The organism is Bradyrhizobium sp. HKCCYLRH1034, assembly GCF_051168375.1.
Taxonomy (GTDB): domain Bacteria; phylum Pseudomonadota; class Alphaproteobacteria; order Rhizobiales; family Xanthobacteraceae; genus Bradyrhizobium.
In genome coordinates this window covers 1-25,253 of sequence record NZ_JBNPUW010000023.1, presented here as the reverse complement: position 1 = coordinate 25,253, position 25,253 = coordinate 1, and the positions used below count along the sequence as shown (strand labels likewise).

Genomic DNA, 25,253 nt, shown 5'->3' with positions numbered 1-25,253 from the left:
AGAGAACTCGCGGACCAGCGATCACACCGGCCTATTGATTTTCCTTCGACTGACCCATGATCTCCTGCGCCGTGAAGTTGATGCCGCAGGTCGGGAAGGAGTTGCCGACGAAGAAGTTGTCGGACTGGGCCGGGAAGTAGTCCTGATCCTTCTTGAAGTTCGGATCTTCGACGACGGCGAGCGGCAGCTTGACCGATTGCGGCACCACCTTGCCTTCCAACGCGGCGAGCGCGACCTTGATCGCGACCGCGACCTGCGCAGGTCCGGTACCGGCGGAAGAGCATTTCAGGCCTTCGGACGCCTTGGCGGCGCAGAACTTGCGGAAGCCGTTTTCGGTCTCGCCGCCGAACGGCACCATCTTGTGCTTGGCGTCGAGCATGGCCTGCACGATGCCGGTGTCGCCGCCCTGGCCGGAAATCGCATCGAACGGGCCATTGGTCGCGATCGCATCCGCCGTGGCCTTCTGGGCGACGCCGTCGTCCCATTTGCCGACGACCTCGGTGACCTGCCACTTCTTGCCGGAGGCATCGAGAACGGAGTGGAAGCCGTTGTGCCGATCGGTGTCGACCGAGGTGCCGGCGACGCCGCGCACCTCGAGCACCTTGCCGCCGCCGGGCACGTTCTTGACCAGCCACTTCGCCCAGAGTTCGCCGAGACCCTTCTGGTCGACATTGACGTTGATCGCATCTTCCGTCGCGAGGATGTTGTCGAAGGCGACGAGGATCACGCCGGCCTGCTTGGCGCGCTTGATCACCGGCCCGAACGCGGTCGGGTTCTGCGCGTTGACGACGATGGCGTCATAGCCGGAATCGATGAAGTTGTTGATTGCCGATATCTGGGCCGGTACGTCCTCGCCGGTCGAGACGACCTTGAATTCCTTCAGCTTGGCCTTGACCTCCGGCTGCGCCGCATAGGCCTTCGCGGTCTGGATCATCTGGATGCGCCAGGTATTGGCGATGTAGCCGTTCGCCAGTGCGATGCGGTACGGGCCCTTCTTGGCCGGAAACTTGAAGAACTTGGTGTCCGTGGTCCACGGCACCATGCATTCAGGCTCGGTCGCCGGTCCCTTGACCATCTCCGGCTCCGCCAGCGCCTTGCCGGCAAACGCCGTGACCAACACCAGCGATGCACAAGTGGCAAGGCATCGCGCCCTCATCGACTTGGACGACATTCGTGACCTCCCCTGTTGTTGTGGCGCCAAATCAATGACGCATGTGCGAGACGCCTCTTTGTTTCCGGAGGTTGTGCGAGCATTGCTCGTCGTCTCGACCCGCCAAGCGTTACTGATCAATGACAGCGCTGTCAATTACCGTCGCGCGGCTTTTGCCAAGCGGCCGGCCGCATGTCATGAATATGGTTCGGACAAATCCGCGTGAATCAATGTTGCAAGGATCATGTCTCAGAAGCGTCGCACCACGCTGGAGGACGTCGCGCGCATCGCCAATGTCAGCGCTGTCACTGTGTCGCGGGCGCTGCGGCGGCCCGATATGGTGTCGCCGGAGTTGCGCAAGCGGATCGATGCCGCGGTCGACAGGCTGGCCTATGTGCCGAACTACGCGGCGAGCCGGCTCGCCTCGACCCGCACGCATTCGATCGGCATCGTCGTGTCGTCGCTCTCCAACGGCATCTTCGCGGACTACCTGCAGGCGATCTACGACACCCTGCTGCCGCTCGGCTTTCGCCCCGTCGTCGTCAGCAGCCGCTACTCGGCGGAGGAGGAAGAGGGCGCGATCAGGACCTTGCTGGGCCAGAACATCGAGGCGCTGATCCTGGTCGGAGTGAACCAGACGCGGGCCGCGCGGCGCGTTCTCGAACGTTCGCGGATTCCGGTGGTGCAGACGTTCGAGCTGACCGACGATCCGATCGATCTGAATGTCGGACTTTCGCAGCGCCAGGGCGGCTACGCCGCGACCCGCTTCCTGATCGAGCTGGGACATCGGCGGATCGCCTATCTCTCGGGACAGCGCGACGACCGGGCCCGCGCCCGGCTCGAGGGGTATCGTGCGGCGCTGGCCGAAGCGGGGCTGGACGGCACGTCGCTGGTGGCCTGGCTGCCGGCGCAGGCGACGATCTCGCTGGGGCGTAAGCTGACCGAGGAGATGCTCGCGAGCGAAGCTCCCGATGCGATCTTCTGCTGCGATGACAACATCGCGCTTGGTGCGCTATTCGCCTGCCAGCAGGCGGGGCTGGAGGTCCCGCGCCGGATCTCGCTGATCGGCTTCAACGACCTGGAATTCGCGGCGGCCTCCAATCCGCCGCTGTCGACCGTGCTGACGCCGCGCGCCGACATGGGGCGCGTGGCGTCCGAACTGGTGCTTCAGGTGATCGCCACCGGCAAGCGGCCGAGAACGCGGCGGATCGACCTCGGCTTCGAGATCGTCGCACGCGGCAGCACCGGACCGCACCTCGTGGCTTCGTGATGATGGTCGAGCCTCAGGCCCAGCCGCCGTCGACGATGTAGTTCTGGTTGGTGCAGGCGCCGCTGTCGTCGGCGGCGAAGAACAGCACCACGCGGGCGATGTCGTCCGGCATGAGCTTGCGCTTGAGGCATTGGCGGCGCATGAGCTCGGCCTCGCCCTCGGGCGTCAGCCAGAGTCTCTGCTGCCGCTCGGTCATGATCCAGCCCGGAAGAATGGAATTGACCCGCACGTTATTGGGTCCGAGATCGCGGGCGAGGGCGCGGGTCAGTCCCTGGATCGCCGACTTCGCCGTGGTGTAGCAGGGCATGTTGCCCTGGCCGAGCACCCAGCTCACCGAACCGAGATTGACGATCGCGCCGCCTCCGGCCTGGATCATGTCCGGCGCGACCGCCTGGGCCGCGAAGAACTGATGTTTGAGGTTCACGGCGATGCGCTCGTCCCAATAGTCCGGCGTGACGTCCTCGATCGCGTGGCGGTCATCACGCGCGGCGTTGTTCACCAGAATGGTGATCGGCCCCAGCGCCGCACGGGCGCCGTCGACCGCGGCCCTCAGCGCACCGATGTCGCGAAGGTCGGCATGCTCGAAGTGCACCTTGGCCTCCGCAGGCAGGCTCGCCAGCAGCTGCTGCGACGCCTCCAGATCGATGTCGATGAATCCGACACGCGCGCCTTGGCCGAGGAAATTGCGCACGATCGCTTCCCCGATGCCGGAGCCGCCGCCGGTCACGAGGACGGCCCGATCCTTGAGGCTTGGAAAGATGGTGCCCTGCATTGGCTTCCTCTCAGTTGCGCCTGGAGAGCAGCCGCGCCCGACGGCGACACTGGCAGGATCTCGAACGTCGTCCGTGCCGTGCGATGCACAGCCGGTGCGCGTTCGCCTGGACCCCTTCGTGTGCGCCTGCGAGCAACTCGCGCCCGATGTCGATGCTGACGGATCCGGGCACTCCCCCTGCGATGTCCTTGTTTGGCTTTCCGGCATTCTGCGTCAGGACCGGCAGGGACGCCAGCACTGATGCGCCGCCCGGGTGCGACCATCGGGCGCTTTCGGGCGTAGCTGGAGCGGACGTCGCGGGTCGAGCGCCTCAGAGGATTTCGGCGATCGACTGGCCCTGCAGCTCGATGCTGAGTCCCTGCATGCCGAGATCGGTGATCTCGCCGCCCATCGCCTTCAGGCTTTCCTCGCGGATCAGCGACATCAGCCCGCGCCGCAGCGCCAGGAATTCCGACGACATCATCATCGCTTGCTGGCGCGGGCGCTCGAGCGGGATCTGGATTTCGGCCTTGATCGAGCCCGGGCGCGCGGTCATGCAGTAGACGCGGTCGGACAGGAAGATCGCCTCGTCGATGTCGTGGGTGACGAACAGCACCGAGATCTTCAGCCGCTGCCACATGTTGGTGAGGATCTGCTGCATGATGATGCGGGTCTGCGCGTCGAGCGCGCCGAACGGCTCGTCGAGCAGCAGCACCTTGGGACCGGTGGCGAGCGCGCGCACGATGCCGACGCGCTGCTTCATGCCGCCGGAGAGGCGCTCGGGATAATGGTTCTCGAACGCCTCGAGGCCGGCGAGCCCGAGCAGAGTGCGCGCCGCGCGTGCGCGCTCGAACTTCGGCATGCCGCGCATCTTCAGCCCGAACTCGACGTTCTCGCGCACCGTCTTCCAGGGAAACAGCGAATATTGCTGGAACACCATGCCGCGCTCGGCGCTCGGACCCGTCACGGCATGGCCGTCGACCGTGACGACGCCGCTGGTGGGCTTGAGGAAACCCGCGACGGCGTTGAGCAGTGTCGACTTGCCGCAACCCGACGGTCCGACGATCGAGACGAACTCACCGGGCTCGACGTGGATCTGGGTGTCGGTGACGGCCTCGACGGCGCCGTCGATGGTCTCGTAGCTCAGGGCGAAGTTGCAGACCTCGATATGGCCCTGTCTCGTATCCGCTGCGGCTTGGCTCATCGCGACCTCCAGGGCATCACCAACTGTCCGGCTGCGCGGATCACGAGGCTCGAGCCGAGCCCGAGCACGCCGATCGCGATCATCCCGAGCGCGATGTCGGCATACTGGACCAGCGAATAGGCTTCCCAGGTGAAGTAGCCGATGCCGAACTGCCCCGAGATCATCTCGGCCGCGATCAGCGACACCCATGCGACGCCCATGCCGACGGTGAGGCCGGTAAAGATGTGCGGCAGCGACGCCGGGAAATAGACCTCGCGGAAGATCGCGGTCTCCCGCGCGCCGAGGCACTTGGCGGCCCGCACCAGCACGGGGTCGACCAGTGTCATGCCGTGCAGCGTGTTGACCAGGATCGGAAAGAACGAGCCGAGAAAGGTGATGAAGACGATGCTCTGCTCGTTGGTCGGCCACAGCATGATCGCCATCGGGACCCAGGCGATCGCCGGGATCGGACGCAGCACCTCGGCGACCGGAAACACGATCTCGTGCACCAGCCTGAAGCGGCCCATGATCAGGCCTAGCGGCACGCCGACCAGTGCGGCCAGCGAGAACCCGATGAAGATCCGGCGGCAACTGAGCAGGATGTGCATCAGGAATTTCGGATCGTGGATCGCCTTGGTGAAGCTCGCATAGACGGCCAGCGGCGCCGGCACGTTGGTGAACTTCACGAAGAAGACGACGCGGTAGGTCGTCAGCAGGTGCCAGCCGATCAGGAACAGGATCAGCGACGCGGTGCCGATCAGCACCGACTGCAGCCTGTCCTGGTTCAGCCGGAACCAGCGTGCCGCGCGGGCGGAGACGTCCGGACGGCTCGGCGGGATCGCGGTGCCAGGCGCGGCGGTCACCGCGGCCTGGTCGGGGGACGTCATCAAAGCGGGGCTGCTCAAGTCTTGCCTCCCGCGACCGCCAGCTTCACGGCGTCATCAAGTCCCATCACCTTGCCGCCGATCTTGGCGGCATAGGCCTCGGCATCCTTCTTCAGCAGGAACGGCGCGATCTCGCCATTGGCCGCGGCGAAGAACGCCTGGTCGGCGAACAGCTTGATGCCGCGCCCGGTGTCGAAGACGTAGGCGACGTTGATCTTCTTGCCCTTGGCCTTGTAGTCGGCATAGGCGCCGAGCGTGCAGGTCGCGCTGCTGAAGGCTATGATGCCCTCGCCGTCGACCCAGACCTCGCCGGCCTTGCGCGGCTCGGTGATCGGCCTGTTGCAGAACTTGTCCTCGCCGGAGATTTCGTAGTTCGCGGTGCTTGCGAGATCCTTGTCGTAGTCCAGCTTCAGCTCGGCATAGGCCTTGCGGATGTAGCTGTCGTCGACCCATGTCTTCGGATCGAACTCTTTCATGCGGCCGAGGCTCTGCAACACCTTGACGTCGGTTGCGGCGGCATCCACCAGCGCCGGCTTGATCGTCGGATCCGTGGTCATGTTGCCGCCGGGGCCGAGGAAGATGTAGACGACCTCCTTGTTGATCCCGGTCCATTCCTGGATCTTTTCGGCCGCCGCTTTCGGATCCTGGCGCAGCCACTGGTTGGCGGCGATCACCGCCTTGACATAGGCGATGACGACCTCGGGATATTTTTCCGCGAAGTCGGTGCGGACGACGACGCCATGGAATGTCGGCAGGTTGGTCTGGACGCCGTCGAAGATCTTGCGCGCAAAGCCGCGGAACGGCAGCAGTTCCGCGAACGGCACGAAATCGGCGTGCGCGTCGATCTTCTTTTCCTGCAGGTTGGTCGAGCCGACCTCCGGCGTCTGGCTCACCAGCTGGAAGAAATCCGCCGGATAGCCGCCGTCCTGAAGCGCCTTCAGCACCATGCCGTGTGCGGCCGAGCCGAACGGCACGCTGACCAGCTTGCCCTTGAGGTCGGAGAGTTCGTAGTAGGGCGAGTCCTTGTGAACGACGATGCCGTTGCCGGAGCCGGCGAGGCTGTAGGCGGCGACGGCGATCAGCCGGCTCTTGCTCTCGGGATTGTTCTCGAAGGTGAAGCCGTTCACGATCAGCGGGTAGTCGCCCATCATGCCGAACTGCAGCTTGTTCGCCATCATCCCGTTGGTGACGGGCGGACCGGAGGTGAAGTTCTGCCATTCGATCTCGAACTTGATGTTGGCGTATTTGCCGTCCTTGGGCAGATACTTCTCCAGCAGGTGAAGCTGCCGCACGATGGTGCCGGCCGTCACCGTGTTGGTCGTGGTGTCCTGGGTGCCTATGCCGATCGTGACTGTCTCTGCTGCGACGGGCTGCGCCGCGATCAGGGACAGACAGGTGACGGATAGCAAGAGCGCGTGACGGCAGCGGACCATTCTCATCCCCGTTCGGTTGGATGGCTGATGGCGCCATGATGAAGGCCGCGTCCACGAGCGCAAATCCGGAGTTCGGCAGCGGGTGGATTAGTTGCCGTCAAAATCCGGTTGCGTACTCCTTGGGCAATTTCGCTCATGACAGCCGCTTGCATGAGCAGGCCGGCTAATCCGCGGCCTGGCCGCGCATCTCGTCCAGGACGTCGGGCCGGCAGACCACGATCTGCGAACGCCTGGTGCGGACGATATTCTTTTCCTGCATCCGCTTGAGGCTGATCGTCACCCACTGCCGCGTCGCCCCGACCATGTGGGCGATGTCGGCATGGGTGAAGGCCGCGGCAATGACCTTGCCGTCGGGATCGTCCACGCCATAGAGATCGACGAGATGCAGCAGCAGATGAGCGAGCCGCTCGGTGATCGAACGCGTCCCCAGCATCTGCGCCAGGGCGGAGTAGCATTTTCCCTTGAAGCTCAACCCCTCGATCAGTCCGATCGCGAGATTGGGGATCTCCGCCACCAGCGTTCGCAGCTCCTTGCCGGGAAGCTGGATCACGCTGGCGTTGCTGGCGGCGATGCCGGACCATTGATGCACGCCGGTGTCGAACACCTCGGGACCGCCGACGAAATTGCCGACATGCCAATAGGCCAGCGTGATCTCGCGCCCCTGCGGCGACGTATAGAACACGCGGATGCGGCCGCTCTCGACCAGGAAGATGCCGTCGTGCCTGGCGCCCTGGCTGAACAGCGTCTGGCCGCGGTTCAGCACCTTGCGGCGGCCCTGCTTGAGCACCTGCTCACGCTCGCGCAGGCTGAGCCTTTCGATCAGCGACGGCGGGCCGCCGATGGATTGCTGGCTTTCGGTGAGCAGGAGCGACGAACTGGTCACCGCGCGCGCTGACGTCATGGGAGAGGGCACGGCGTCCGCAGCTGATTTGGCTGCCTGCAGCAACATGTCTTGCCTCCGCATTGATCATACTGATCAGAAGCGGAGCAATGTTCGTGCCATCCGTCACCACGCGACACACCTCAGGCGGCAACGAGTTCCCAAAGGTATGATTTCGGATAGATGCCGCGATTGTGGCCGTCGGAAAACGCGATGTTCAAGCCGTAACCGAGATCTCCGACCCCGACGATGCCGATCCCGGGAAACTGCGCCGGGAAGCGGCCGTCGAGGCGGGCCCGCCTGCAATGCGCGCACATGCAGGACAGCCGCAGCCGTTCGGCGGACAGCTCCGCGGGAGCGCCGCCGGCATTCCGCAGCCGTAACGACGCCAGGTCGGGACTGACTTCGCTGTTGAGGGTATCGGCTGGAATCATGGCGCCTCCTGGTTGTGCCGAAGCCGGCGTCGTCACGCTAGGGGAGACGGACCGGGGCCCCCAGCAACTAATTGCCTCGTTCGACGGAATGTGGAGCGCGAGGTGCTTCGTTGCCGCGCGCTCGCCTTCCCGCGGAACAATCTTTGCAACTAATCCACCGCCGCGGCGCGTTCGAAATTGCCGAACCGCGCCGTTTCCGCGACATCGTCGTCAGCAACCGCCACACGGCGCGCCCCGCGCCTCAGGAGACGACGATGAGCGCTTTTCAGACCGAGACGGTGTTGTCGGTCCGGCACTGGACCGATTCGCTGTTCAGCTTCACCGCCACGCGGGATCCCGGCTTCCGCTTCCAGAACGGCCAGTTCGCGATGATCGGGCTCGAGGTCGACGGCCGGCCGCTGATGCGCGCCTACAGCATGGCGAGCGCCAATCACGAGGAGGAGCTGGAATTCTTCAGCATCAAGGTGGCGGACGGGCCGCTGACCTCCCGGCTGCAGAAGATCAAAGAGGGCGATCGCATCCTGGTGGGGCGCAAGGCGACGGGAACGCTGATCGCGGGCAACCTGATTCCGGGCAGGCGTCTGCTGCTGCTGTCGACCGGCACCGGGCTGGCGCCGTTCGCCAGCCTGGTCAAGGATCCCGACATCTACGAGACCTACGAGACCATCGTGCTGGCCCATGGCTGCCGCCAGGTCTCGGAGCTCGCCTATGGCGAGCAGCTCGTCGATGGCCTGCGCGGCCACGAATTCTTTGGACCGCTGGTCCGGAACCGGCTGCTTCATTATCCCACGGTGACCCGCGAGCCGTTCCGCAACCGGGGCCGCATCACCGACCTGATCGCATCGGGGCAGATGTTCGCCGACATCGGCGGGCCCGACCTCGATGTCGAGACCGACCGCATCATGCTCTGCGGCAGCCCGGCGATGTTGGCCGAGCTCCAGGTCATGCTGGAGGGGCGCGGCTTCGTCGAAGGCAACCACAGCACGCCCGGCCATTTCGTGGTCGAGAAGGCGTTCGTCGAGCGCTGACTGGCCGGCGCGAAGAAATGCGCTCAGGCGACAACTAATTGCTATCGCCGGGTGCCCCGCTGAACAAGTCTGATCCGGACCGGTGTGACCCCGGCCAAGCAGGAGCTTAGAATGGCAATGGATGAGATCGTCGACGGCCTCTCGGAGGTGTCCTGCGACGTGCTGGTGATCGGCGGCGGCACCGCCGGTCCGATGGCTGCCCTGAAGGCCAAGTTGAAGAATCCCAAGGCGAACGTCGTTCTGCTGGAGAAGGCGAACGTCAAGCGCTCCGGCGCGATCTCGATGGGCATGGACGGCCTGAACAACGCCGTCATCCCCGGCTATGCAACGCCGGAGCAATACACCAAGGAGATCACGATCGCCAATGACGGCATCGTCGATCAGAAGGCGGTCTACAAATACGCCCAGAGCTGCTACGGGATCATCGAGGAGCTCGACAGCTTCGGCATCCGCTTCCTCAAGAACGAGAACGGCGACTATGCCGTCAAGAAGGTGCACCACATCGGCACCTACGTGCTGCCGATGCCGAACGGCGAGACCGTCAAGAAGGCGCTGTACCGGCAACTGCGCCGCGCACGCATCCTGATCTCCAACCGCTACATGGCGACGCGGCTCTTGAAGTCGAGCGATGGCCGCATCGCCGGCGCCGTCAGCGTCAACACCCGCACCGCCGAAATGCTGGTGATCAAGGCCAAGGCCGTCATCCTGTGCATGGGCGCGGCGGGACGGCTCGGCCTGCCGACCTCGGGCTACATGTTCGGCACCTATGAGAATGCGGCCAATTCCGGCGATGGCTATGCGATGGCCTATCACGCGGGCGCGGCGCTCGCCAATCTCGAATGCTTCCAGATCAATCCGCTGATCAAGGACTACAACGGTCCGGCCTGCGCCTATGTCGCCGGTCCCTTCGGCGCCTATACCGCCAACAACGAGGATCGCCGCTTCATCGAATGCGACTATTGGTCGGGCCAGATGATGCTGGAATTCTACAACGAGCTGCTGTCCGGCAAGGGGCCGGTGTTCCTGCAGCTCAAGCACCTGCACGACAAGACCATCGAGGAGATCGAGCACACCCTGCACAAGGTCGAGCGGCCCACGCGGGGGCTGTTTCAGGAGGGCCGCGGCGTCGACTACCGCAAGGAATCGATCGAGATGCACATCTCGGAGATCGGCTTCTGCTCCGGCCACAGCGCGTCGGGCGTGTTCGTCGACGACAATGCCCGCACGACCGTCCCCGGGCTCTATGCGGCCGGCGACATGGCCAGCGTTCCGCACAACTATATGTTGGGCGCATTCACCAACGGTTCGTTCGCCGGGCTCGACGCGATGGAGTTCGCCGACAATCATGATTTCGGCGACATCGATGCCGCCGAGATCGCGCTGGAGCGCGAGCGCGTGCTTGCGCCGACCAAGCGCGAGGATGGCATTCCGCCGAACCAGATCGAGTACAAGACGCGGCGCCTGGTCAACGACTATCTGCAGCCGCCGAAGGTGACGCGGAAGTACGAGCTCGGGATGCGCCGGCTCGCCGAGGTCCGCGAGGACATGCAGGAGCGCATGATCGCACGCAACGCGCATGAACTGCTGCGCGCACTGGAGGTACAGTCGATCATGGATTGCGCGGACATGGCCGCCCATGCCTCGCTGTTCCGCGAGGAGAGCCGTTGGGGGCTCTATCACTGGCGCACCGATTTTCCGGAGAAGGACAACGAGAACTGGTTCTGTCACACGCTGCTGAGCAAGCTGGACGGCCGCATGACCAGCGAGAAGCGGGCGGTGCAGCCCTATGTCGTGCCGATCGCGGACGATGAGAAGGACCTCTACGACAAGCAGCGCATCCGCGCCAGCGCCTGACGATCAGAAGGAGAACGAGACATGCCTCTTGCGACCTATCAGACGTCGGTCCCGGTCGTCGTTGACGACGCCAAATGCATCGCCGACAAGGGCTGCACGGTCTGCGTCGACGTCTGCCCGCTCGATGTGCTCCGGATCAGCGACATGACCGGCAAGGCCTTCATGGCCTATGATGAATGCTGGTACTGCATGCCCTGCGAGGCGGATTGCCCGACCGGCGCCGTCACCGTCAACATTCCCTATCTGTTGAGGTGATCATGTCGAGCCCGTTCGAATCCTACGACGATCTCGACGACGCCGACGAGCGGCTCGGCGCCGCCGATCCGGCGGAGCGGCGGGTCGCGATCATCGCGTTGGGACATTCCGGCGATCCCGCCGCGGTCGCGCATCTGGCGAAGATGGTCGCCGATCCCGACGCCGGCGTGCGCCAGCAGGTCGCCATGGCGCTCGGCGAGTTCGACGGGCCGGAGGCGGCGGAGGCGCTGGTCCAATTGCTCGTCGATCCCGAGCGGATCGTTGCATCGGCAGCCGCCGACAGTCTCGCCGAGTTCAAGGATCCCGCTTCGGCCGACGCCATCCTGCCGCTGGTGAAGCATGCCCACGCCTTCGTCCGGATGGGCGCGTTGCGCGCGCTGAAGGAGCTGCGGCGCAAGGACACGCTCAAGCCGGCGCTGGAGGCGCTGCAGGATCCGGATGCCGCGGTCCGCGTGCAGGCGATCGGCGTCATCGGCTTCCTCAAGCTCGAGGAGTCGATTCCGGCGCTGACGGCGCTGATCAGTGATCCCGATGCGCATGTCCGGCGCGCGGCGGTCAGCGCGCTCGCCTTCTCGCACATGAAGATCGCCGCGGAGACCATCACACGCGCGCTCAAGGATTCCGACTGGATGGTGCGGGAGATGGCGGCCGAGACGCTCGGGCTCAACGTCAATGGTGCAGTCGCCGCCGATCCGTTGATCGCCTGCCTGGCGGATGAGTTCTGGCAGGTGCGCCTGAAGGCGATCCGCAGCCTCGGACGCATGAAGGTGCCGCATGCGGTGCGGCCGATCGGCCAATGCATCACCCACGAGCAGGCCAATCTGCGCAAGGAGGCGGCGGCTGCGCTCGGCGAGATCGCTGCGCCCGACGGCGAGCCGTACCTCGCGCTGGTCGCCGACGATCTCGATCCCGACGTGCGCAAGAATGCGAGATGGGCGCTGCACCAGATCGCGGCGAGCAAGGCGAGAACCGGCGCGTAATCGCGCGCCGGCCACGAGCGTTCCCGACCGCATGGCGGACCGGGCGGTCAGCCAGATGACGAGCCTTGCGACGATCATGTCGCGGCCGATCGCGCGCGAGCCCCGCAGGGCCGCGCGCCGCACGTTCTCGTGCGCCCCACGTCCCGTTCTGGACGGCTCCCGGATTGTCTGACAGAAACGTCGGACGCATCCATCGGGCATCATGACCGCTGCAGCGCAAACGGAGAGAGGGGCCGGTCAGTCCGGCCCTGGTGACACGCCTCCATTGCCGACCGGCTGTCGCGCGGCCGCGAGGGGATGCGCCGTGCCGAGGTCTGATATGACCCGCGGACGAGCTGCAAAGGAAGTCGGAGAGCTGCCATGAACGCCAATATCAAACTGCCTGCCGCCAAGGGCGTCTTCATCGAGAACAAGTGGCAGCCCGCGCAGTCGGGCCGCACCATTGCGATGCTGGCGCCGGCGACCGGACAGGTGATCGCCTCGATTGCCGCCGGTGACGCGGCCGACATCGATCTTGCCGTGGCGGCGGCGCGCCGCGCGCTGGAAGGCCCGTGGGGCCGGCTCGCCGCGGTGGACCGCGGGCGCCTGTTGTCGAAGCTCGGCCGCCTCGTCGAGGACAATGCCGAGGAGCTCGCGAAGCTCGAAGCGGCCGATACCGGCAAGCCGATGAAGCAGGCCAAGGCGGACGTCGTCGCCGTCGCGCGCTATTTCGAATATTACGGCGGCGCCGCCGACAAGGTGCATGGCGACACCATCCCGTTCCTCGACGGCTTCTTCGTCACCACGGTGTACGAGCCGCTCGGCGTCACCGGCCACATCATTCCCTGGAACTATCCGGGCCAGATGTTCGGTCGCACCGTCGCGCCGGCGCTGGCGATGGGCAACGCGACCGTGATCAAGCCGGCCGAGGAGGCCTGTCTGGTGCCGCTGCGTCTTGCCGAGCTCGCGGCGGAAGCCGGCTTCCCGGCCGGTGCGATCAATGTCGTGCCGGGTCTTGGCGAGGAGGCGGGTGCGGCGCTGTCGGCGCATGACGGCATCGATTTCATCTCCTTCACCGGCAGCCCGGAGGTCGGCACGCTCGTGCAGACGGCGGCCGCGAGGAACCACATCGGCTGCACGCTCGAACTCGGCGGCAAGTCGCCGCAGATCGTGTTCGCCGACGCCGATCTCGATGCCGCGCTGACCTCGGTGGCCGCGGCGATCGTGCAGAACGCCGGCCAGACCTGCTCGGCCGGCTCGCGCGTGCTGGTGGAGCGCTCGATCTGGGACCGCTTCCTGGCCGACCTCACGCTCCGCTTCGAGAAGATCACGGCCGGCACGCCGGAGATGGATCTCGATCTTGGTCCGGTCATCAGCGCGGTGCAGAAGACGCGGATCGAAAACATGCTGGCGCGCGCCGAAAGTGGCGGCGCCAGGCGCGTGGCGTCCGGCAGGATCGCCGAGGGCGTGCCGAGCGAGGGCTTCTATGTGGCGCCGGCGCTGTATCAGCACGTCGCGCGCGACTCCGAGCTGGCGCGCGAGGAGGTGTTCGGTCCGGTGCTGGCGGCGATGCCGTTCGACGACGAGGCCGACGCCGTCAGGCTCGCCAACGCCACCGATTTCGGCCTGGTCGCCGGCGTCTGGTCGGGCGACGGCTCGCGAGCGATGCGCGTCGCGCGCAAGGTCAAAGTCGGCCAGATGTTCGTCAATGGCTACGGCGCCGGCGGCGGCATCGAGCTGCCGTTCGGCGGCATGAAGAAATCGGGACACGGCCGCGAGAAGGGTTTCGAGGCGCTGTACGAGCTTGCCGCGATGAAGACCCTGATCGTCAAGCACGGCTAGCGGATTCGCATCTCCGATCAATTCCGCCGTGCGGACGTCACTGACAATGCCGCCCGGCGTTGTCGTTGTCAGTCCGCGCGGCGAGGCGCCAGAGCAGGGTCCGGAAAAGTGGAAGCCGGTTTTCCCTCGCGACAAACGCCGAAGGCGTTTGCGCGGAGATCATGCGCAAACAACGAGATGACATCAGGGTTTGCAGAAGGAGACGAGTGGATGAGCGACGAAAAAGAACTGTTCGAGAAGGGCCTGAAGGTGCGCCGCGAGGTGCTCGGCGCGGCCTATGTCGATGGCAGCCTCGCCAAGGCCGACGACTTCATGATGGCCTTCCAGCACATCACCACCGAAATGTGCTGGGGCTATGCCTGGACCCGGCCAGGACTGGATCGCCGCACCCGCAGCATCATCAATCTCGCGATGCTGACCGCGCTCAGCAAGCCGAGCGAGCTGAAGCTGCACGTCAAGGGCGCGCTCACCAACGGCGTCACGGTCGACGAGATCAAGGAGATCCTGCTGCACGCGACCGTCTATTGCGGCATTCCCGCGGGCCTCGAGGCGTTCAAGGCCGCGCATGAGGTGCTGGTCGCGGAAGGTGCCATCGCCAAGAAGGACGGCGCATGAGCGCGCCGCAAATGGTCCTGTTCGTCGGCATCGGCAACATGGGCTGGCCGATGGCCGCGCGCCTGCTCGGCGCCGGCTTTGCGGTCGCCGTCAATGACGCCGTGCCCGGGCGGGCTGCTGAGTTCGTCGCCAAGGTTGGCGGTGTCGAGGCCGGCGACCTCGCGGCCGCGGCGGGGCAGGCGGATGTCATCATCACGATGCTGCCGACCAGCAAACATGTCGCGGACGCCGTCGGCGCGCTGCGCGCCGGCCTGACGCGCGATCACATCGTCATCGACATGAGCTCCGGCGCGCCGGCGGCGACGCAGGCGATCGCCGCCGATCTCGCCCCGCTCGGCGTCACCATGCTCGATGCGCCGGTCAGTGGCGGCGTGCCGCGCGCCGTGACCGGCGAGCTCGCGATCATGGCCGGCGGCGAGCCGGGCGCGCTCGACCGCGTCGAGCCGCTGTTGCGCGCCATGGGCACCACGATCCACCGCATCGGCGGCCTCGGCTCGGGCCAGGCGATGAAGGCGCTCAACAACCTCGTCTCGGCCGGTGGCTTCCTGATCGGCGTCGAGGCGCTGCTGATCGGCCAGCAGTTCGGCATCGACCCAGGCCTGATGACCGACGTGCTCAACGCCTCGACCGGCATGAACAACTCGACGCAGAAGAAGTTCAAGCAGTTCGTGTTGTCGCGCCAATTCAACAGCGGCTTCGGGCTCGACCTGATGGTGAAGGACCTGTCGATCGCGCTCGAGGTCGCGCGTGCCGCCGGCGTCGCCGCGCCGTTCTCCAACCTCTGCCGCGAGCTCAGCGCCAGCGCGCAGGGGATGCTCGGACCCGGGCAGGATCACACCGCGCTGGCGAAGCTGAGCGAGGCGCTGGCCGGCGTCGAGCTGAAGGGGTGACTGGTACTACTGCGTCGCAACCACCGTCATTCCGGGGCAAGGCCGCGGGCCTTGAACCCGGGATCTCGCGATTGTTTTGCGTCCACACCTGACAATTTCCAGATTCCGGGTGACGGCGGAAACTGCAACTGCTGAGATCCGCGTGACGCAGTCGGATTAACCCTGGCGCCGCAGGAACCCGGTGATCGTCACCTTCTCCCAGATCCCGGCCGCGGCAAACGGGTCGGCGCGGTTGAACGCTTCGACCTCGGCGCGGCCGGGAGCCTCGACCAGGAACAGGCTTCCGATCATCGTCGAACCATCGTCGGAGACGAGCGGGCCGGACATCACGATGGTGACGGGCAGGCGGGCGCTGTCGCCGAGATAGGCCTTGTGCGCGTCGTAGTTGGCAAGCCGGACCGGCAGCGCGTCCCGCTTGTCGAGCGCGTGAATCGCAAACAGCATGAATTCTCTCCGCAAAGTGAAGCAGGACGGCTGCGTGCCGTCCTGCTTCCCGACTGATGGCTGATCCTATTTCGCGCTGAGCTTGCCTGCATCCTCGAAGCTCGGGCAGGTGCGCTGCTCCAGCGTCACGTCGAACGGCTGATAGTTGTCCTTGGTGATGACGGTCGGCTTCAGCACGATCTCGTTGATGACGGGCTGGCCGCGCAATGCGCGGACGGCCATCATGGTGCCGAGGCAGCCTTGGGCGAAGCCGTTGTAGTCGCCGCTGGCGAGCAGCTTGCCGGACTTGATGGCGTCGATCGCCTCCTTGGTGCCGTTGATGCCGATCACCTGCGCCTTGCGGCCGGCGCCGTCCAGCGCCTCGATCGCGCCGACCGCCATGGCGTCGTTGGCGGCGAGCACGCCGTCGATCTGCGCATTGGACTGCATCAGGTTCTCCATCACCTGCAGGGCCTGCAGGCGCTGATAGTTGCCGGGCTGCGACGCCAGCAGCTTGGCGCCGGGGTTCTCCTTGAGCGCGTCGTTGAAGCCGCGGACGCGGTCGACATTGGTCAGCGAGCCCTTGACGCCTTCGATGATGACGATGTTGCCCTTGCCGCCGAGCGTCTTGAGCAGGAAACGTCCGGTCTCAAGGCCCAGGCTGTAGTCGTCGGCGCCGACGAAGGCGACGAACTTGCCGCCGGCGGAGCGGTCGGTGATGTTGACGACGGGGATCTTGGCGTCGTTGATCTTCTCGACCCCGGGCACCATCGCCTTGTAGTCGACCGGCGTGAACACGATCGCGCTCGGCTTCTTCACCACGACGTCCTCGATCTGGCTGAGCTGCTCGGGGATCGAGTCCGGCTTGGTCGGGATGTAGTGCAGGATCTTGGCGTTGAGGACCTTCGCCATGTTGTCGGCGCCGACGCGCACCGTCTGGAAGAACGGATTGGTCTGGTTCTTGGTGAAGACGGCGATGGTCTCGCCGTCGGCGCGGGCCTGCGTCGCGCCTGCGGCGATCAGAAGTGACAGAGCGAGACAGCGCGTGATCCGTTGTTGCATATCGTTTCCTTCCCTCGTTTTTTGGTTGTCTTCCAGGTTCATTGCGCCCGGCGCCGGGTCTTCATGTCGAGCCAGACGGCGACGATCACGATGATTCCGGTGACGAGCGGCTGCCAGTTGGCGCTGATCGCGAGCAGGTTCATGCCGTTCAGCACCAGCGTCAGGATCAGGGCGCCGATGAAGGTGCCGAACACCGTGCCGACGCCGCCGAACAGCGAGGTGCCGCCGATCAGCACCGCGGCAATGGCCGGCAAGGTCAGGCTCTCGCCGATGTCGGCTTCGGCGGAGTTGAGCCGCGACAGGAAGATGATGGAGGCGAGCCCGGCCATGGTGCCGGAGACGGTGTAGACGAGCAGCAGCCGGCGCGCGACCGGAATGCCGGACAACCGGGCCGCGACCGGATTGGCGCCGATGGCGTAGATCTCCTGGCCCCAGATCGTGCGTTGCGCGAAGAACGATCCGATCGCGAGAAACACCAGCAGCAGATAGACCGGGATCGGCAGCCCGAGCAGATAGCCGCTGCCGATCTGGCGGAAGCCCGCGGGAAAGCCGTGGATCGTCTCGCCCGCCATGTACCAGTAGGTGACGCCGTTCAGCACCCAGAGCATGCCGTAGGTGGCGATGAAGGAGGGGATGCGCAGCGCCGTGACCATGAAGCCATTGAGGAAGCCGACGCTGCCGCCGGCGAGCAGCCCGGTCAGGATCCCGAGTGCGGGCGAGCCGGTCTGATGGATCACGGTGCCGGCGAGACACGCCGACAAGGCAACGTTGGCGCCGACCGACAGATCGAGGCCGGCGGTCAGCACCACCAGGGTGAGGCCGGAGGCGATGAAGAAGGTCAGGCTCGCCTGCCTGAGCACGTTGAGGATGTTGCCGAGGCTGAGGAAGGAGTCGCTCAGCACGGTCAGCGCCGCGCAGATCAGCAGCGCGGCGAGCATCCGATAGAACACCTGCGCGGCGTTCTGCGACAGGAGCGAGCGCGGCGGCGGCAGCGTGTCCTTGGCGATGTCGGTCATGACCGGCTCCGCAGGCCGTCGAGGAACATCGCGATGATGACCAGCGCGCCGACGCTCGCGACCTGCACCGAGGACGGCAGCGATACCAAATTGAGTCCGTTGCGCAGCACGCCGACGGCGACGACTCCGAGCACGGTGCCGAGCAGCCAGCCATTGCCGCGCTCGAACGAGGTGCCGCCGACCGCGACCGCCGCGATGGCGTCGAACTCCATCCCGAGCCCTGCGGTCGGATGTCCCGAATTCATCCGCGCGGTCATCAGCAGACCGGCGATGCCAGCCATCGTGCCGCCGATCGCGTAGACCGCGATCAGGAGTCGTGTCGGCGACAGGCCGGCATAGCGCAGCGCTTCGCGATTGCCGCCGAGCGCGAAGATGTAGGTGCCGAACCTGGTGTGATAGAGCAGGCCGTGAAACGCAGCGTAGGTCAAAAGCCCCATCACGATCGGCACGGGAATGCCGAGCAGCGTCGCCGAATAGATGTCGCGCACGCCGTGGGGAATTCCGACCACGCTCTGGCCGTCGCTCACGATCAGCGACAGGCCCTGCGCCATGCCGAGCGTGGCGAGCGTCGCCACGAACGGCGGAATCCCGACGATCGCGACCAGCCAACCATTGATGGTGCCGAACGCCGCGCCGACCAGGACGGCGGCGCCCAGGCCGAGCAGCACGGACTTGGTCGCGAGCGAGACGATGGCGACGCAGAGCGAGGTCAGCGTCAGCACCGCGCCCATCGAGAGGTCGAGCCCTTCGGTCATGATGATCAGGGTCATCGGCAGCGCGAGCATGGTCAGGATCGTCGACTGCACCAGCACGTTGGACAGGTTCGCGGCCGACAGGAAGCCCGGCGCGATCGCGCCGAACAGCGCGATCAACAGCACCAGCACGATCGCCACGCCCGGGATGCGCTGCAGCGTTCGGAGCGGCGCGACGATGGTGGCGTCACTCATCATGCATCCCCAGTCGCACGATATTCTCCTCGGTCAGCTCGCTGCGCGCCAGGTGCCCGGCGATGCGGCCTTCGCGCATGACATAGGCGCGGTCGCAGACGTGGCAGATCTCGATCTGCTCGGACGAGATCATCAGCGCGGCCGCGCCATCGGCGACCAGCCGGTCGATCAGCGCGAAGATCTCGGACTTGGCGCCGACGTCGATGCCGCGCGTCGGCTCGTCGAAGATGAACAGCCTGGCGCCTGCCGCCAGCCACTTGCCGATCACGACCTTCTGCTGGTTGCCGCCGGAGAGCAGGCCGACCGTCTGCCGCGCATTCGGTGTTGCGATGCGCAATTGCCGGATCAGCCCGTCCGCCGCGCGCTGTGCGCCGCGGGGATCGTAGAGCCCGCTGGGAAACAGCTTCTTCAGCGCCGAGACCACGAGGTTGTCGCCGACCGAGCGCAGCAGCGCCAGGCCCTCGCTCTTGCGGCTCTCGGGGATCAGCGCGATGCCGCGGCGGGCCGCGACGTCGGGCTCGCCCGCGATCGGCTTGCCGTCGAAGATGATCTCGCCTTCGCTGACCGGATCGGCGCCGAAGATCGCGCGCGCCACCTCGGTGCGGCCGGAGCCGACGAGGCCGCACAGGCCGACGATCTCACCCCGCCGCACCTCGATGTTGATGTCGGCGATCCCGGTCGTGGCGCTCAGTCCCTTGACCTCGAGCAGCAGCTCGCCGGGTGCTTCCGCGAAGTGGCGCGGATAGGTCATGTCGACATTGCGGCCGACCATCATGCGCACGAGTTGGTCGGGCGTGACGTCGGCGGGGCTGACATCGCCGATGCGGCGGCCGTCGCGCAGCACAGTGATGCGGTCGCCGAGCGCGAACACCTCGGCCATGCGGTGCGAGATGTAGACGATCGCGACGCCGTCCGCCTTCAGCCGTCGGATCAGCGCGAACAGCAGCTCCGCCTCGCGGTCGGACAGCGCCGCCGTCGGCTCGTCCATCACCAGGATCCGCGCATTCTGGCTGATCGCCTTCGCAATCTCGACCATCTGCTGCTGCGCGACGCCGAGCGTGTCGACGATGACAGAAGGATCGATGTCGAAGCCGATGCTGTCGAGCACGCGCTTCGCATCGGCCAGGATCCTGCGGCGGTCGATGGTGCCGGGCAGGCGGCCTTTCGGCTCGCGGCCGAGATAGATGTTCTGCGCGATGTCGAGGAACGGCACCAGCGAGAATTCCTGGAAGATCACGGCGATGCCGAGGTCTTGCGCATCGGCCGTCGAGGCGATCGCAACCCTCTTACCCTTGTAATAGACCTCACCCGCATCGGCGCTATAGGCGCCGCACAGGATCTTCATCAGGCTGGATTTGCCGGCGCCGTTCTCGCCGAGCAGCATGTGGACTTCGCCCGGGTAGATCGCAAACGAGACGTCGTCCAGCGCCTTGACGCCGGGGAACGTCTTGCTGATGCCGCGCAGCTCCAGCAGCGGCGCAGGCGATGGAGATGCGATGGCGGCTGCGGCGCTCATGCCTGCGCTCCGGCGGCGAAGATCTTGCCCGGATTCATCAGGCCATCCGGATCGAGCGCGGCCTTGATGGCGCGCATCACCGCGACGGCTTCGCCGAGCTCGTCCCGGAGATAGTCGACCTTGCCGAGGCCGATGCCGTGCTCGCCGGTGCAGGTGCCGTCCATCGCGATCGCGCGCGCCACCATGCGCGACTGCAGCGCCTTGGCGCCGGCCAGCTCGTGCGCATCAGTCGGATCGATCATGATCAGCATGTGGAAATTGCCGTCGCCGACATGGCCGACGATCGGTGCGAGGAAGCCGTTGGCGTCGGCGTCCCGGCGCGTTTCGGTCAGGCATTCGGCGAGGCGCGAGATCGGCACGCAGACGTCGGTGATGACGGCGCGGGCGCCCGGCCGCAGGCCGAGGCCGGCGTACAGCGTATTGTCGCGGGCGTGCCAGAGCCGGCTGCGGTCCTCGGCCGCCTTGGCCCAGGCGAAGCCGCGGCCGCCATGCTCGATCGCGATCGCCTCCGCCGTCTGCGCCTGCTCGGCGACGGCGGCCTCGGAGCCGTGGAATTCCAGGAACAGGGTCGGCCTCTCCTGATAGCCGAGCTTCGAATAGGCATTGATGCCGCGCATCATGACGTCATCGACGAGCTCGATGCGGGCTGCGGGGACGGCCGACTGGATCAGCGCGATCGCTGTGTCGACCGCGTCGTGCAAAGTCGGGAAGCTGCAGGTTGCGGCCGAGATCGCCTGGGGCAGGGGATGCAGCTTCAGCGTGATCTCGGTGATCACGCCGAGTGTCCCCTCCGATCCGACGAACAGCCGTGTCAGGTCGTAGCCGGCGGCGGATTTGCGCGCACGCTTGGCGGTGCGGATCACCCGGCCGTCGGCCAGCACCACCTCCAACGCGAGGACGTTGTCCTTCATGGTGCCGTAGCGCACCGCCATGGTCCCGGAGGCGCGGGTCGAACTCATGCCGCCGATCGAGGCATCGGCCCCGGGATCGATCGGAAAGAACAGGCCGCTGCCGCGCAGCTCGGCATTGAGCTGCTTGCGGGTGATGCCGGGCTGCACCACGACGTCCATGTCGGCGTCATGCACGGCCAGCACCTTGTTCATGCGGGCGAAGTCGAAACAGACCCCACCCGCGACAGCCGCAGCGTTGCCTTCGAGCGACGTGCCGGCGCCGAACGGCACGATCGGCGTGGCAGCCTCGGCGCACAGCCTGGCGATGTCGGCAACCTCCTGCGTGGTCTCGGGAAACACGACGATGTCGGGCGGCATCGCCGGATAGTACGACTCGCTCCGGCCGTGCTGATCCAGCACGCCGCGCGCGAGACTCGCACGCGGCCCGATCAGGTTCGAAAGCCGCTCGGCCAATGCGCCGGTGCCGACCCGCAACTCCATCATTCCTCCCGTCCGCTTCCTCGACGATGACAGGACTCTTGACGGTCCTTGTCGTCCGCTCAGCTCAAACCTGATTGGCGCGCTCCGCAAGCCGTTTCAGGCCGAAATCATAATTGAGATGAAAATATCCGTCCGTCACCATGCGGCCATCTGGCGCACGGCCCGGCGGGCAGCGCGTGAAGTCGCGGATCAGGCTGTCCTTGACGCCGAACACGACGTCGGAATCGAGATACTGGTCACCGGCGACGAACACATGCGTCACCAGCCGCTCGAAGCCCGGCGCCGAGATCATGAAATGCACATGCGCCGGCCGCCACGGATGCCGCCCCTGCGCCGTGAGCATGTCGCCGACCGGCCCGTCGTTGGGGATCGGATAGGCGGCGGGCTTGATCGACCAGAAATGGAAGCGGCCGTCGGCGTCGGTGTGGAAGCGCGCGCGCATGGCGAGATCGCCGATCTGCTCGAGCCGCTGCACGTCGTAATAGCCGTCGTCGTCGGAGTGCCAGACGTCGACCACGGCGCCTGCCAGCGGCGCGCCGTCCGCGCTCGACACCGAGCCGGTCACCAGCAGCGGATCGCCTTTCATCGGGCCCGCGATATCGTCGCCATTGGCGCGTTCCGGCGCCGCCTGGACGAAGAAGGGGCCGAGCACCGTGGTCTCGGTGGCGCCTTCCGGCACCGGATGATTGATGGCGTCGACCAGCATCGAAACGCCGAGCGTATCCGACAGCAGGATGAACTCTTGGCGCTTGTCGTCACACATCTGGCCGGTGCGGGTCAGGAAGTCGATGCCGTATTCCCATTCCTGCTGGGTCGGACGGACCTCGCGCACGAAGGCATGGAGATGCCGCACCAGCGCCTCGCTGACCTGTTTGATCCGCGCATCACGCGCGCCCGCCAGGCGTTCGAGCACGGCATCTGTGATCGTGGTCTCGTTGAAGTTGCGCAAGACGCGGCTCCTTTCAGAGAGGCTCGCCGAGCCCGGACAGCCGCTCGACATGCCGGACGGTGGCGAGGAAGTCGGTGTCGGCATCGCCTGACGCGATCAGCGCGCCATAGGTCTCACGGACCTGCGCCGCGAGCTGCAGCGGCACGCCGACGGCATGGCCGGCGCCGAGAATCAGATCGAGATCCTTGGCCATCTGCGCGCAGGAGAACGTCGCGGCAAAGTCGCGCGCCAACAGCGGCGCGGTCTTGTACTTCACCATCGGCGAGGCGACTGCGCTGTCATGCAGCACCTTCAGAATGTCGGGCCAGGCGATGCCGCCCTTGCGTGCGAGGGCGAGGCTTTCGGCCATCATCGCCGCCGTCGCAGCGATCATCAGGTTGACGGCGAGCTTGGCGTAGCGCGCCTCTTCCGCCGCACCCAGATAGGTCTGCGCGCGTGTGAAGCTTGCCAGCAGCGGCGTGATCCGCGCGAAGGCCGCTTTCGGTCCGGATACGAAGCAGGTCAGCTCGCCGGTGTGGGCGATGCTGGCATTGCCGGAGATCGGCGTGCGCAGATAAGCGACGTCGCGGGCGGCCGTGGCGGCATCGACCTCGCTCGACGCATCGACGCCCACGGTGCTGGTCTCGATCAGGATCGCGCCGGTCGCCATGGCTGCGATCAGTCCGTTGCTGCCGAGCATCGCCGCGCGCAGTGCGGCGTCGTCGGGCAGCGACGAGATGACCACGGCATGGTCGCGCACCGCCTCGGCAGCGGACGACGCGGCGGCCATGCCGAGCACACGTGCCTCGTCGAGCCGGGCGGCGTTGGGATCGAACGCCGTGACGTCATGGCCGGCCTTGGCGAGCCGCGCCGCGATCGGCAGGCCGATCTTGCCGATGCCGATGAAGGCGAGGCGCTTGTCAGGAAGTGACATGGGTGAGGTCCGCCGATTGCTTCATTTGCTGCGCCTGTGGCGACGCGATACTGCCTCGCAGGTTCGTCGACGTGAGGGGGCCGGTCACGTGCCGGTCGCCACGGGATAGTCGACCTGGAAGCGGCCGATCCTGAGGTCGCCGAGCTCCTCGCGGACGCGCAGGTGCTCCGGATGCGACGCATAGGCCTTCAATGCGGCGCTGCTGGCGAATTCGGAGAACAGGACGACGTCGCAGGCATAGTCGACGTCGCTGACATCGAGACCGACCTCGATGTGGGTCAGGCCGTCGATCCGGCCTTTCAAACTCTCGAACAGGGTCTTGACCTTGAGCCGGGCCGCGGCGCGCTCGGCAGCCGTCTCGGCGCGCAGCCGCCACATCACGATGTGCCTGATCGGCCCCGTCATTCGTGCGTCCCTCACCTGTGCTTGTTCTTGTCTGACGATTTTGCCTTGCAGGAAATGGAAATAAAGGACAAAAATTGTAACTCTGTTTTCCGTTTAGCGTAACAATGGACCGTCTGCTCCAACTCGAGGTGTTTTCCAAGACGGCCGAGCTGGGCAGCCTGTCCAAGGCCGCCGAGTCCTTACGGATGTCCAACGCCGCGGCGAGCCGGCATCTCAGCGCGCTGGAGGAACGGCTCGCGGTGCGCCTGATCGAGCGCAACACGCGCCGGCTCTGGCTGACCGAAGCCGGGCAGGAGCTGCTGCAGCGCTGCGGCCCGCTGCTCAACGAGCTGGCCGAGGCCGAGGACGCCGTCAGCGACCGCGCGCTGTCGCCGCAGGGCATGCTGCGCGTCACCAGCTCGCTGTCGTTCGCGACGATCTATCTCGCGCCGATGCTGCCGGCGTTTCGCGCGATGTATCCAAAGCTGAGCCTGCAGATCATCGCCGCCAACCGCTACCCGGATTTCATCGAGGCGGGCATCGACGTGGCGATCCGCACCCGCGAGCATGAGCCGGACTCGGGCATCGTCGTTCGCCGCATCGGGCAGATGCGGCGCGTGCTGGCGGCCGCGCCGTCCTATCTCGCGAGCCGTGGCTGTCCCGTCGTTCCCGGCGATCTGGTGCGCCACGACATGCTGATCTACAATCTTGCCAATGATCCGTATTCCCTGTCCCTGCGCAACGGCACGACAGCCCAGAGCATTCGGATCGCGCCGACGCTCGACAGCAATGACGGCCAGGTGATCAAGGGCGCCGCGCTTGCCGGGCTCGGCATCCTGATCCAGCCGCTCTACATCGTGCAGAGCGACATTCTGGCCGGCCGGCTGGTGCCGGTCCTGCTCGACTGGGAGCTGCCGCTCTTGACGATGAACATCGCCTACCAGAACCGCGTCAGGCTGCCGGCCAAGATCAGGGTGTTCGCCGATTTCCTCGTCGATCACATCCGGACCCATTCCGACCCGGGGATCTGGATCGAGCCGCCCAAGCCGGATTGAGCCGATGCCCGCGTGCGGGGGGAGGGTGGATCATGTTCTGAGAAAAATAATTACATTGCTATTTTTCGGAAATCATGGTCTCTTGCGTGCAACCCGCCTCGAGCAGAGGGACGTACGCGTCGTCACGAACGTGGAGGTGGGCTGCGATGGACGTGACGGCTGTGCCAGA

General features: G+C 66.0%; 26 protein-coding genes. 10 read left to right on the top strand and 16 right to left on the bottom strand.

Annotated features, from left to right (window positions below; genetic code table 11):
• Positions 1 to 31: 31 nt before the first annotated feature.
• Positions 32 to 1,171, bottom strand: a complete 1,140-nt coding sequence (locus ACQR0W_RS32840) for a sugar ABC transporter substrate-binding protein (RefSeq protein ID WP_315825326.1) — start codon at positions 1,169 to 1,171, stop codon at positions 32 to 34.
• Here ACQR0W_RS32840 and ACQR0W_RS32835 point away from each other — a divergent pair.
• Complete coding sequence (locus tag ACQR0W_RS32835; protein WP_315825479.1) at positions 1,110 to 1,376, top strand: hypothetical protein; 267 nt, start codon at positions 1,110 to 1,112, stop codon at positions 1,374 to 1,376. The genes ACQR0W_RS32840 and ACQR0W_RS32835 overlap by 62 nt on opposite strands.
• A gap of 18 nt (positions 1,377 to 1,394) precedes the next feature.
• A complete protein-coding gene (locus ACQR0W_RS32830) occupies positions 1,395 to 2,420 on the top strand; it encodes a LacI family DNA-binding transcriptional regulator (RefSeq protein ID WP_316169853.1) in 1,026 nt (341 codons plus the stop codon).
• Positions 2,421 to 2,433: 13 nt separating this feature from the next.
• Here the strand turns inward: ACQR0W_RS32830 and ACQR0W_RS32825 are convergent, their stop codons facing one another.
• The 6 genes from ACQR0W_RS32825 to ACQR0W_RS32800 form a co-directional block, all read right to left on the bottom strand.
• On the bottom strand, positions 2,434 to 3,192 hold the full coding sequence (locus ACQR0W_RS32825; protein WP_316169852.1) for an SDR family NAD(P)-dependent oxidoreductase: 759 nt from the start codon (positions 3,190 to 3,192) through the stop codon (positions 2,434 to 2,436).
• Positions 3,193 to 3,502: 310 nt separating this feature from the next.
• Positions 3,503 to 4,375 (bottom strand): ABC transporter ATP-binding protein, encoded by an 873-nt coding sequence (locus ACQR0W_RS32820; protein WP_315769575.1) that lies wholly within the window; start codon positions 4,373 to 4,375, stop codon positions 3,503 to 3,505.
• A complete protein-coding gene (locus ACQR0W_RS32815; RefSeq protein WP_315825322.1) occupies positions 4,372 to 5,259 on the bottom strand; it encodes an ABC transporter permease in 888 nt (295 codons plus the stop codon). The genes ACQR0W_RS32820 and ACQR0W_RS32815 overlap by 4 nt, the downstream gene beginning before the upstream one ends.
• Positions 5,256 to 6,671: an ABC transporter substrate-binding protein gene (locus ACQR0W_RS32810; RefSeq protein WP_316169851.1), complete on the bottom strand. Its 1,416-nt coding sequence runs from the start codon at positions 6,669 to 6,671 to the stop codon at positions 5,256 to 5,258. The genes ACQR0W_RS32815 and ACQR0W_RS32810 overlap by 4 nt, the downstream gene beginning before the upstream one ends.
• Positions 6,672 to 6,834: 163 nt before the next feature.
• Positions 6,835 to 7,620: a Crp/Fnr family transcriptional regulator gene (locus ACQR0W_RS32805; RefSeq protein ID WP_315752353.1), complete on the bottom strand. Its 786-nt coding sequence runs from the start codon at positions 7,618 to 7,620 to the stop codon at positions 6,835 to 6,837.
• Positions 7,621 to 7,694: 74 nt separating this feature from the next.
• Positions 7,695 to 7,985, bottom strand: coding sequence for a gamma-butyrobetaine hydroxylase-like domain-containing protein (locus ACQR0W_RS32800; RefSeq protein WP_315713523.1), 291 nt, complete (start codon positions 7,983 to 7,985; stop codon positions 7,695 to 7,697).
• Positions 7,986 to 8,239: 254 nt separating this feature from the next.
• Here ACQR0W_RS32800 and ACQR0W_RS32795 point away from each other — a divergent pair, with 254 nt between their 5' ends.
• The 7 genes from ACQR0W_RS32795 (at position 8,240) to ACQR0W_RS32765 (ending at position 15,428) form a co-directional block, all read left to right on the top strand.
• Entirely contained in the window at positions 8,240 to 9,013 is a 774-nt protein-coding gene (locus tag ACQR0W_RS32795; RefSeq protein ID WP_315825320.1) for a ferredoxin--NADP reductase, read from the top strand.
• A gap of 111 nt (positions 9,014 to 9,124) precedes the next feature.
• Positions 9,125 to 10,867, top strand: a complete 1,743-nt coding sequence (locus ACQR0W_RS32790) for a fumarate reductase/succinate dehydrogenase flavoprotein subunit (protein ID WP_315713521.1) — start codon at positions 9,125 to 9,127, stop codon at positions 10,865 to 10,867.
• Between the two features lie 21 nt (positions 10,868 to 10,888).
• Entirely contained in the window at positions 10,889 to 11,122 is a 234-nt protein-coding gene (locus ACQR0W_RS32785; protein WP_006609939.1) for a 4Fe-4S dicluster domain-containing protein, read from the top strand.
• Between the two features lie 2 nt (positions 11,123 to 11,124).
• Positions 11,125 to 12,102 (top strand): HEAT repeat domain-containing protein, encoded by a 978-nt coding sequence (locus ACQR0W_RS32780; protein ID WP_315825319.1) that lies wholly within the window; start codon positions 11,125 to 11,127, stop codon positions 12,100 to 12,102.
• 360 nt (positions 12,103 to 12,462) lie between these two features.
• Positions 12,463 to 13,923, top strand: a complete 1,461-nt coding sequence (locus ACQR0W_RS32775; protein ID WP_316169850.1) for an aldehyde dehydrogenase family protein — start codon at positions 12,463 to 12,465, stop codon at positions 13,921 to 13,923.
• Positions 13,924 to 14,133: 210 nt separating this feature from the next.
• Complete coding sequence (locus tag ACQR0W_RS32770) at positions 14,134 to 14,538, top strand: carboxymuconolactone decarboxylase family protein (RefSeq protein ID WP_315713518.1); 405 nt, start codon at positions 14,134 to 14,136, stop codon at positions 14,536 to 14,538.
• Positions 14,535 to 15,428, top strand: a complete 894-nt coding sequence (locus ACQR0W_RS32765; RefSeq protein WP_316174297.1) for an NAD(P)-dependent oxidoreductase — start codon at positions 14,535 to 14,537, stop codon at positions 15,426 to 15,428. Before ACQR0W_RS32770 ends, ACQR0W_RS32765 begins: the two co-directional genes overlap by 4 nt.
• Positions 15,429 to 15,584: 156 nt before the next feature.
• On the opposite strand, the gene ACQR0W_RS32760 is transcribed toward ACQR0W_RS32765, so the two are convergent.
• The 9 genes from ACQR0W_RS32760 to ACQR0W_RS32720 form a co-directional block, all read right to left on the bottom strand.
• Complete coding sequence (locus ACQR0W_RS32760; protein ID WP_315752359.1) at positions 15,585 to 15,872, bottom strand: YciI family protein; 288 nt, start codon at positions 15,870 to 15,872, stop codon at positions 15,585 to 15,587.
• A 66-nt stretch (positions 15,873 to 15,938) separates the two neighbouring features.
• On the bottom strand, positions 15,939 to 16,913 hold the full coding sequence (locus ACQR0W_RS32755) for a sugar ABC transporter substrate-binding protein (RefSeq protein ID WP_315752360.1): 975 nt from the start codon (positions 16,911 to 16,913) through the stop codon (positions 15,939 to 15,941).
• A 38-nt stretch (positions 16,914 to 16,951) separates the two neighbouring features.
• Positions 16,952 to 17,929: an ABC transporter permease gene (locus ACQR0W_RS32750; RefSeq protein WP_316169848.1), complete on the bottom strand. Its 978-nt coding sequence runs from the start codon at positions 17,927 to 17,929 to the stop codon at positions 16,952 to 16,954.
• A complete protein-coding gene (locus ACQR0W_RS32745) occupies positions 17,926 to 18,876 on the bottom strand; it encodes an ABC transporter permease (RefSeq protein ID WP_316187470.1) in 951 nt (316 codons plus the stop codon). Before ACQR0W_RS32745 ends, ACQR0W_RS32750 begins: the two co-directional genes overlap by 4 nt.
• Positions 18,869 to 20,392 carry a sugar ABC transporter ATP-binding protein gene (locus ACQR0W_RS32740; RefSeq protein ID WP_316187472.1) on the bottom strand — a complete coding sequence of 508 codons (1,524 nt, stop codon included), beginning with the start codon at positions 20,390 to 20,392 and terminating at the stop codon, positions 18,869 to 18,871. The genes ACQR0W_RS32745 and ACQR0W_RS32740 overlap by 8 nt, the downstream gene beginning before the upstream one ends.
• Entirely contained in the window at positions 20,389 to 21,783 is a 1,395-nt protein-coding gene (locus ACQR0W_RS32735) for an FAD-linked oxidase C-terminal domain-containing protein (protein WP_316187473.1), read from the bottom strand. The genes ACQR0W_RS32740 and ACQR0W_RS32735 overlap by 4 nt, the downstream gene beginning before the upstream one ends.
• Before the next feature lie 64 nt (positions 21,784 to 21,847).
• Complete coding sequence (locus tag ACQR0W_RS32730) at positions 21,848 to 22,732, bottom strand: intradiol ring-cleavage dioxygenase (protein ID WP_315754952.1); 885 nt, start codon at positions 22,730 to 22,732, stop codon at positions 21,848 to 21,850.
• A gap of 13 nt (positions 22,733 to 22,745) precedes the next feature.
• A complete protein-coding gene (locus ACQR0W_RS32725; protein ID WP_316187475.1) occupies positions 22,746 to 23,645 on the bottom strand; it encodes an NAD(P)-dependent oxidoreductase in 900 nt (299 codons plus the stop codon).
• A gap of 84 nt (positions 23,646 to 23,729) precedes the next feature.
• Positions 23,730 to 24,050, bottom strand: a complete 321-nt coding sequence (locus ACQR0W_RS32720) for a Dabb family protein (RefSeq protein WP_315754956.1) — start codon at positions 24,048 to 24,050, stop codon at positions 23,730 to 23,732.
• Positions 24,051 to 24,154: 104 nt separating this feature from the next.
• Here ACQR0W_RS32720 and ACQR0W_RS32715 point away from each other — a divergent pair, with 104 nt between their 5' ends.
• A complete protein-coding gene (locus ACQR0W_RS32715; protein ID WP_315736697.1) occupies positions 24,155 to 25,084 on the top strand; it encodes a LysR family transcriptional regulator in 930 nt (309 codons plus the stop codon).
• The last annotated feature ends 169 nt before the right edge of the window (positions 25,085 to 25,253 follow it).

Coding starts and splice junctions, on each gene's coding strand:
- ACQR0W_RS32765 (WP_316174297.1), top strand. CDS start 14,535: ATGAGCGCGCCGCAAATGGTCCTGTTCGTCGGCATCGGCAACATGGGC.
- ACQR0W_RS32770 (WP_315713518.1), top strand. CDS start 14,134: ATGAGCGACGAAAAAGAACTGTTCGAGAAGGGCCTGAAGGTGCGCCGC.
- ACQR0W_RS32760 (WP_315752359.1), bottom strand. CDS start 15,872: ATGCTGTTTGCGATTCACGCGCTCGACAAGCGGGACGCGCTGCCGGTC.
- ACQR0W_RS32755 (WP_315752360.1), bottom strand. CDS start 16,913: ATGCAACAACGGATCACGCGCTGTCTCGCTCTGTCACTTCTGATCGCC.
- ACQR0W_RS32825 (WP_316169852.1), bottom strand. CDS start 3,192: ATGCAGGGCACCATCTTTCCAAGCCTCAAGGATCGGGCCGTCCTCGTG.
- ACQR0W_RS32735 (WP_316187473.1), bottom strand. CDS start 21,783: ATGGAGTTGCGGGTCGGCACCGGCGCATTGGCCGAGCGGCTTTCGAAC.
- ACQR0W_RS32800 (WP_315713523.1), bottom strand. CDS start 7,985: ATGATTCCAGCCGATACCCTCAACAGCGAAGTCAGTCCCGACCTGGCG.
- ACQR0W_RS32720 (WP_315754956.1), bottom strand. CDS start 24,050: ATGACGGGGCCGATCAGGCACATCGTGATGTGGCGGCTGCGCGCCGAG.
- ACQR0W_RS32840 (WP_315825326.1), bottom strand. CDS start 1,171: ATGTCGTCCAAGTCGATGAGGGCGCGATGCCTTGCCACTTGTGCATCG.
- ACQR0W_RS32790 (WP_315713521.1), top strand. CDS start 9,125: ATGGCAATGGATGAGATCGTCGACGGCCTCTCGGAGGTGTCCTGCGAC.
- ACQR0W_RS32830 (WP_316169853.1), top strand. CDS start 1,395: ATGTCTCAGAAGCGTCGCACCACGCTGGAGGACGTCGCGCGCATCGCC.
- ACQR0W_RS32820 (WP_315769575.1), bottom strand. CDS start 4,375: ATGAGCCAAGCCGCAGCGGATACGAGACAGGGCCATATCGAGGTCTGC.
- ACQR0W_RS32750 (WP_316169848.1), bottom strand. CDS start 17,929: ATGACCGACATCGCCAAGGACACGCTGCCGCCGCCGCGCTCGCTCCTG.
- ACQR0W_RS32775 (WP_316169850.1), top strand. CDS start 12,463: ATGAACGCCAATATCAAACTGCCTGCCGCCAAGGGCGTCTTCATCGAG.
- ACQR0W_RS32805 (WP_315752353.1), bottom strand. CDS start 7,620: ATGTTGCTGCAGGCAGCCAAATCAGCTGCGGACGCCGTGCCCTCTCCC.
- ACQR0W_RS32740 (WP_316187472.1), bottom strand. CDS start 20,392: ATGAGCGCCGCAGCCGCCATCGCATCTCCATCGCCTGCGCCGCTGCTG.
- ACQR0W_RS32780 (WP_315825319.1), top strand. CDS start 11,125: ATGTCGAGCCCGTTCGAATCCTACGACGATCTCGACGACGCCGACGAG.
- ACQR0W_RS32810 (WP_316169851.1), bottom strand. CDS start 6,671: ATGGTCCGCTGCCGTCACGCGCTCTTGCTATCCGTCACCTGTCTGTCC.
- ACQR0W_RS32785 (WP_006609939.1), top strand. CDS start 10,889: ATGCCTCTTGCGACCTATCAGACGTCGGTCCCGGTCGTCGTTGACGAC.
- ACQR0W_RS32715 (WP_315736697.1), top strand. CDS start 24,155: ATGGACCGTCTGCTCCAACTCGAGGTGTTTTCCAAGACGGCCGAGCTG.
- ACQR0W_RS32795 (WP_315825320.1), top strand. CDS start 8,240: ATGAGCGCTTTTCAGACCGAGACGGTGTTGTCGGTCCGGCACTGGACC.
- ACQR0W_RS32745 (WP_316187470.1), bottom strand. CDS start 18,876: ATGAGTGACGCCACCATCGTCGCGCCGCTCCGAACGCTGCAGCGCATC.
- ACQR0W_RS32725 (WP_316187475.1), bottom strand. CDS start 23,645: ATGTCACTTCCTGACAAGCGCCTCGCCTTCATCGGCATCGGCAAGATC.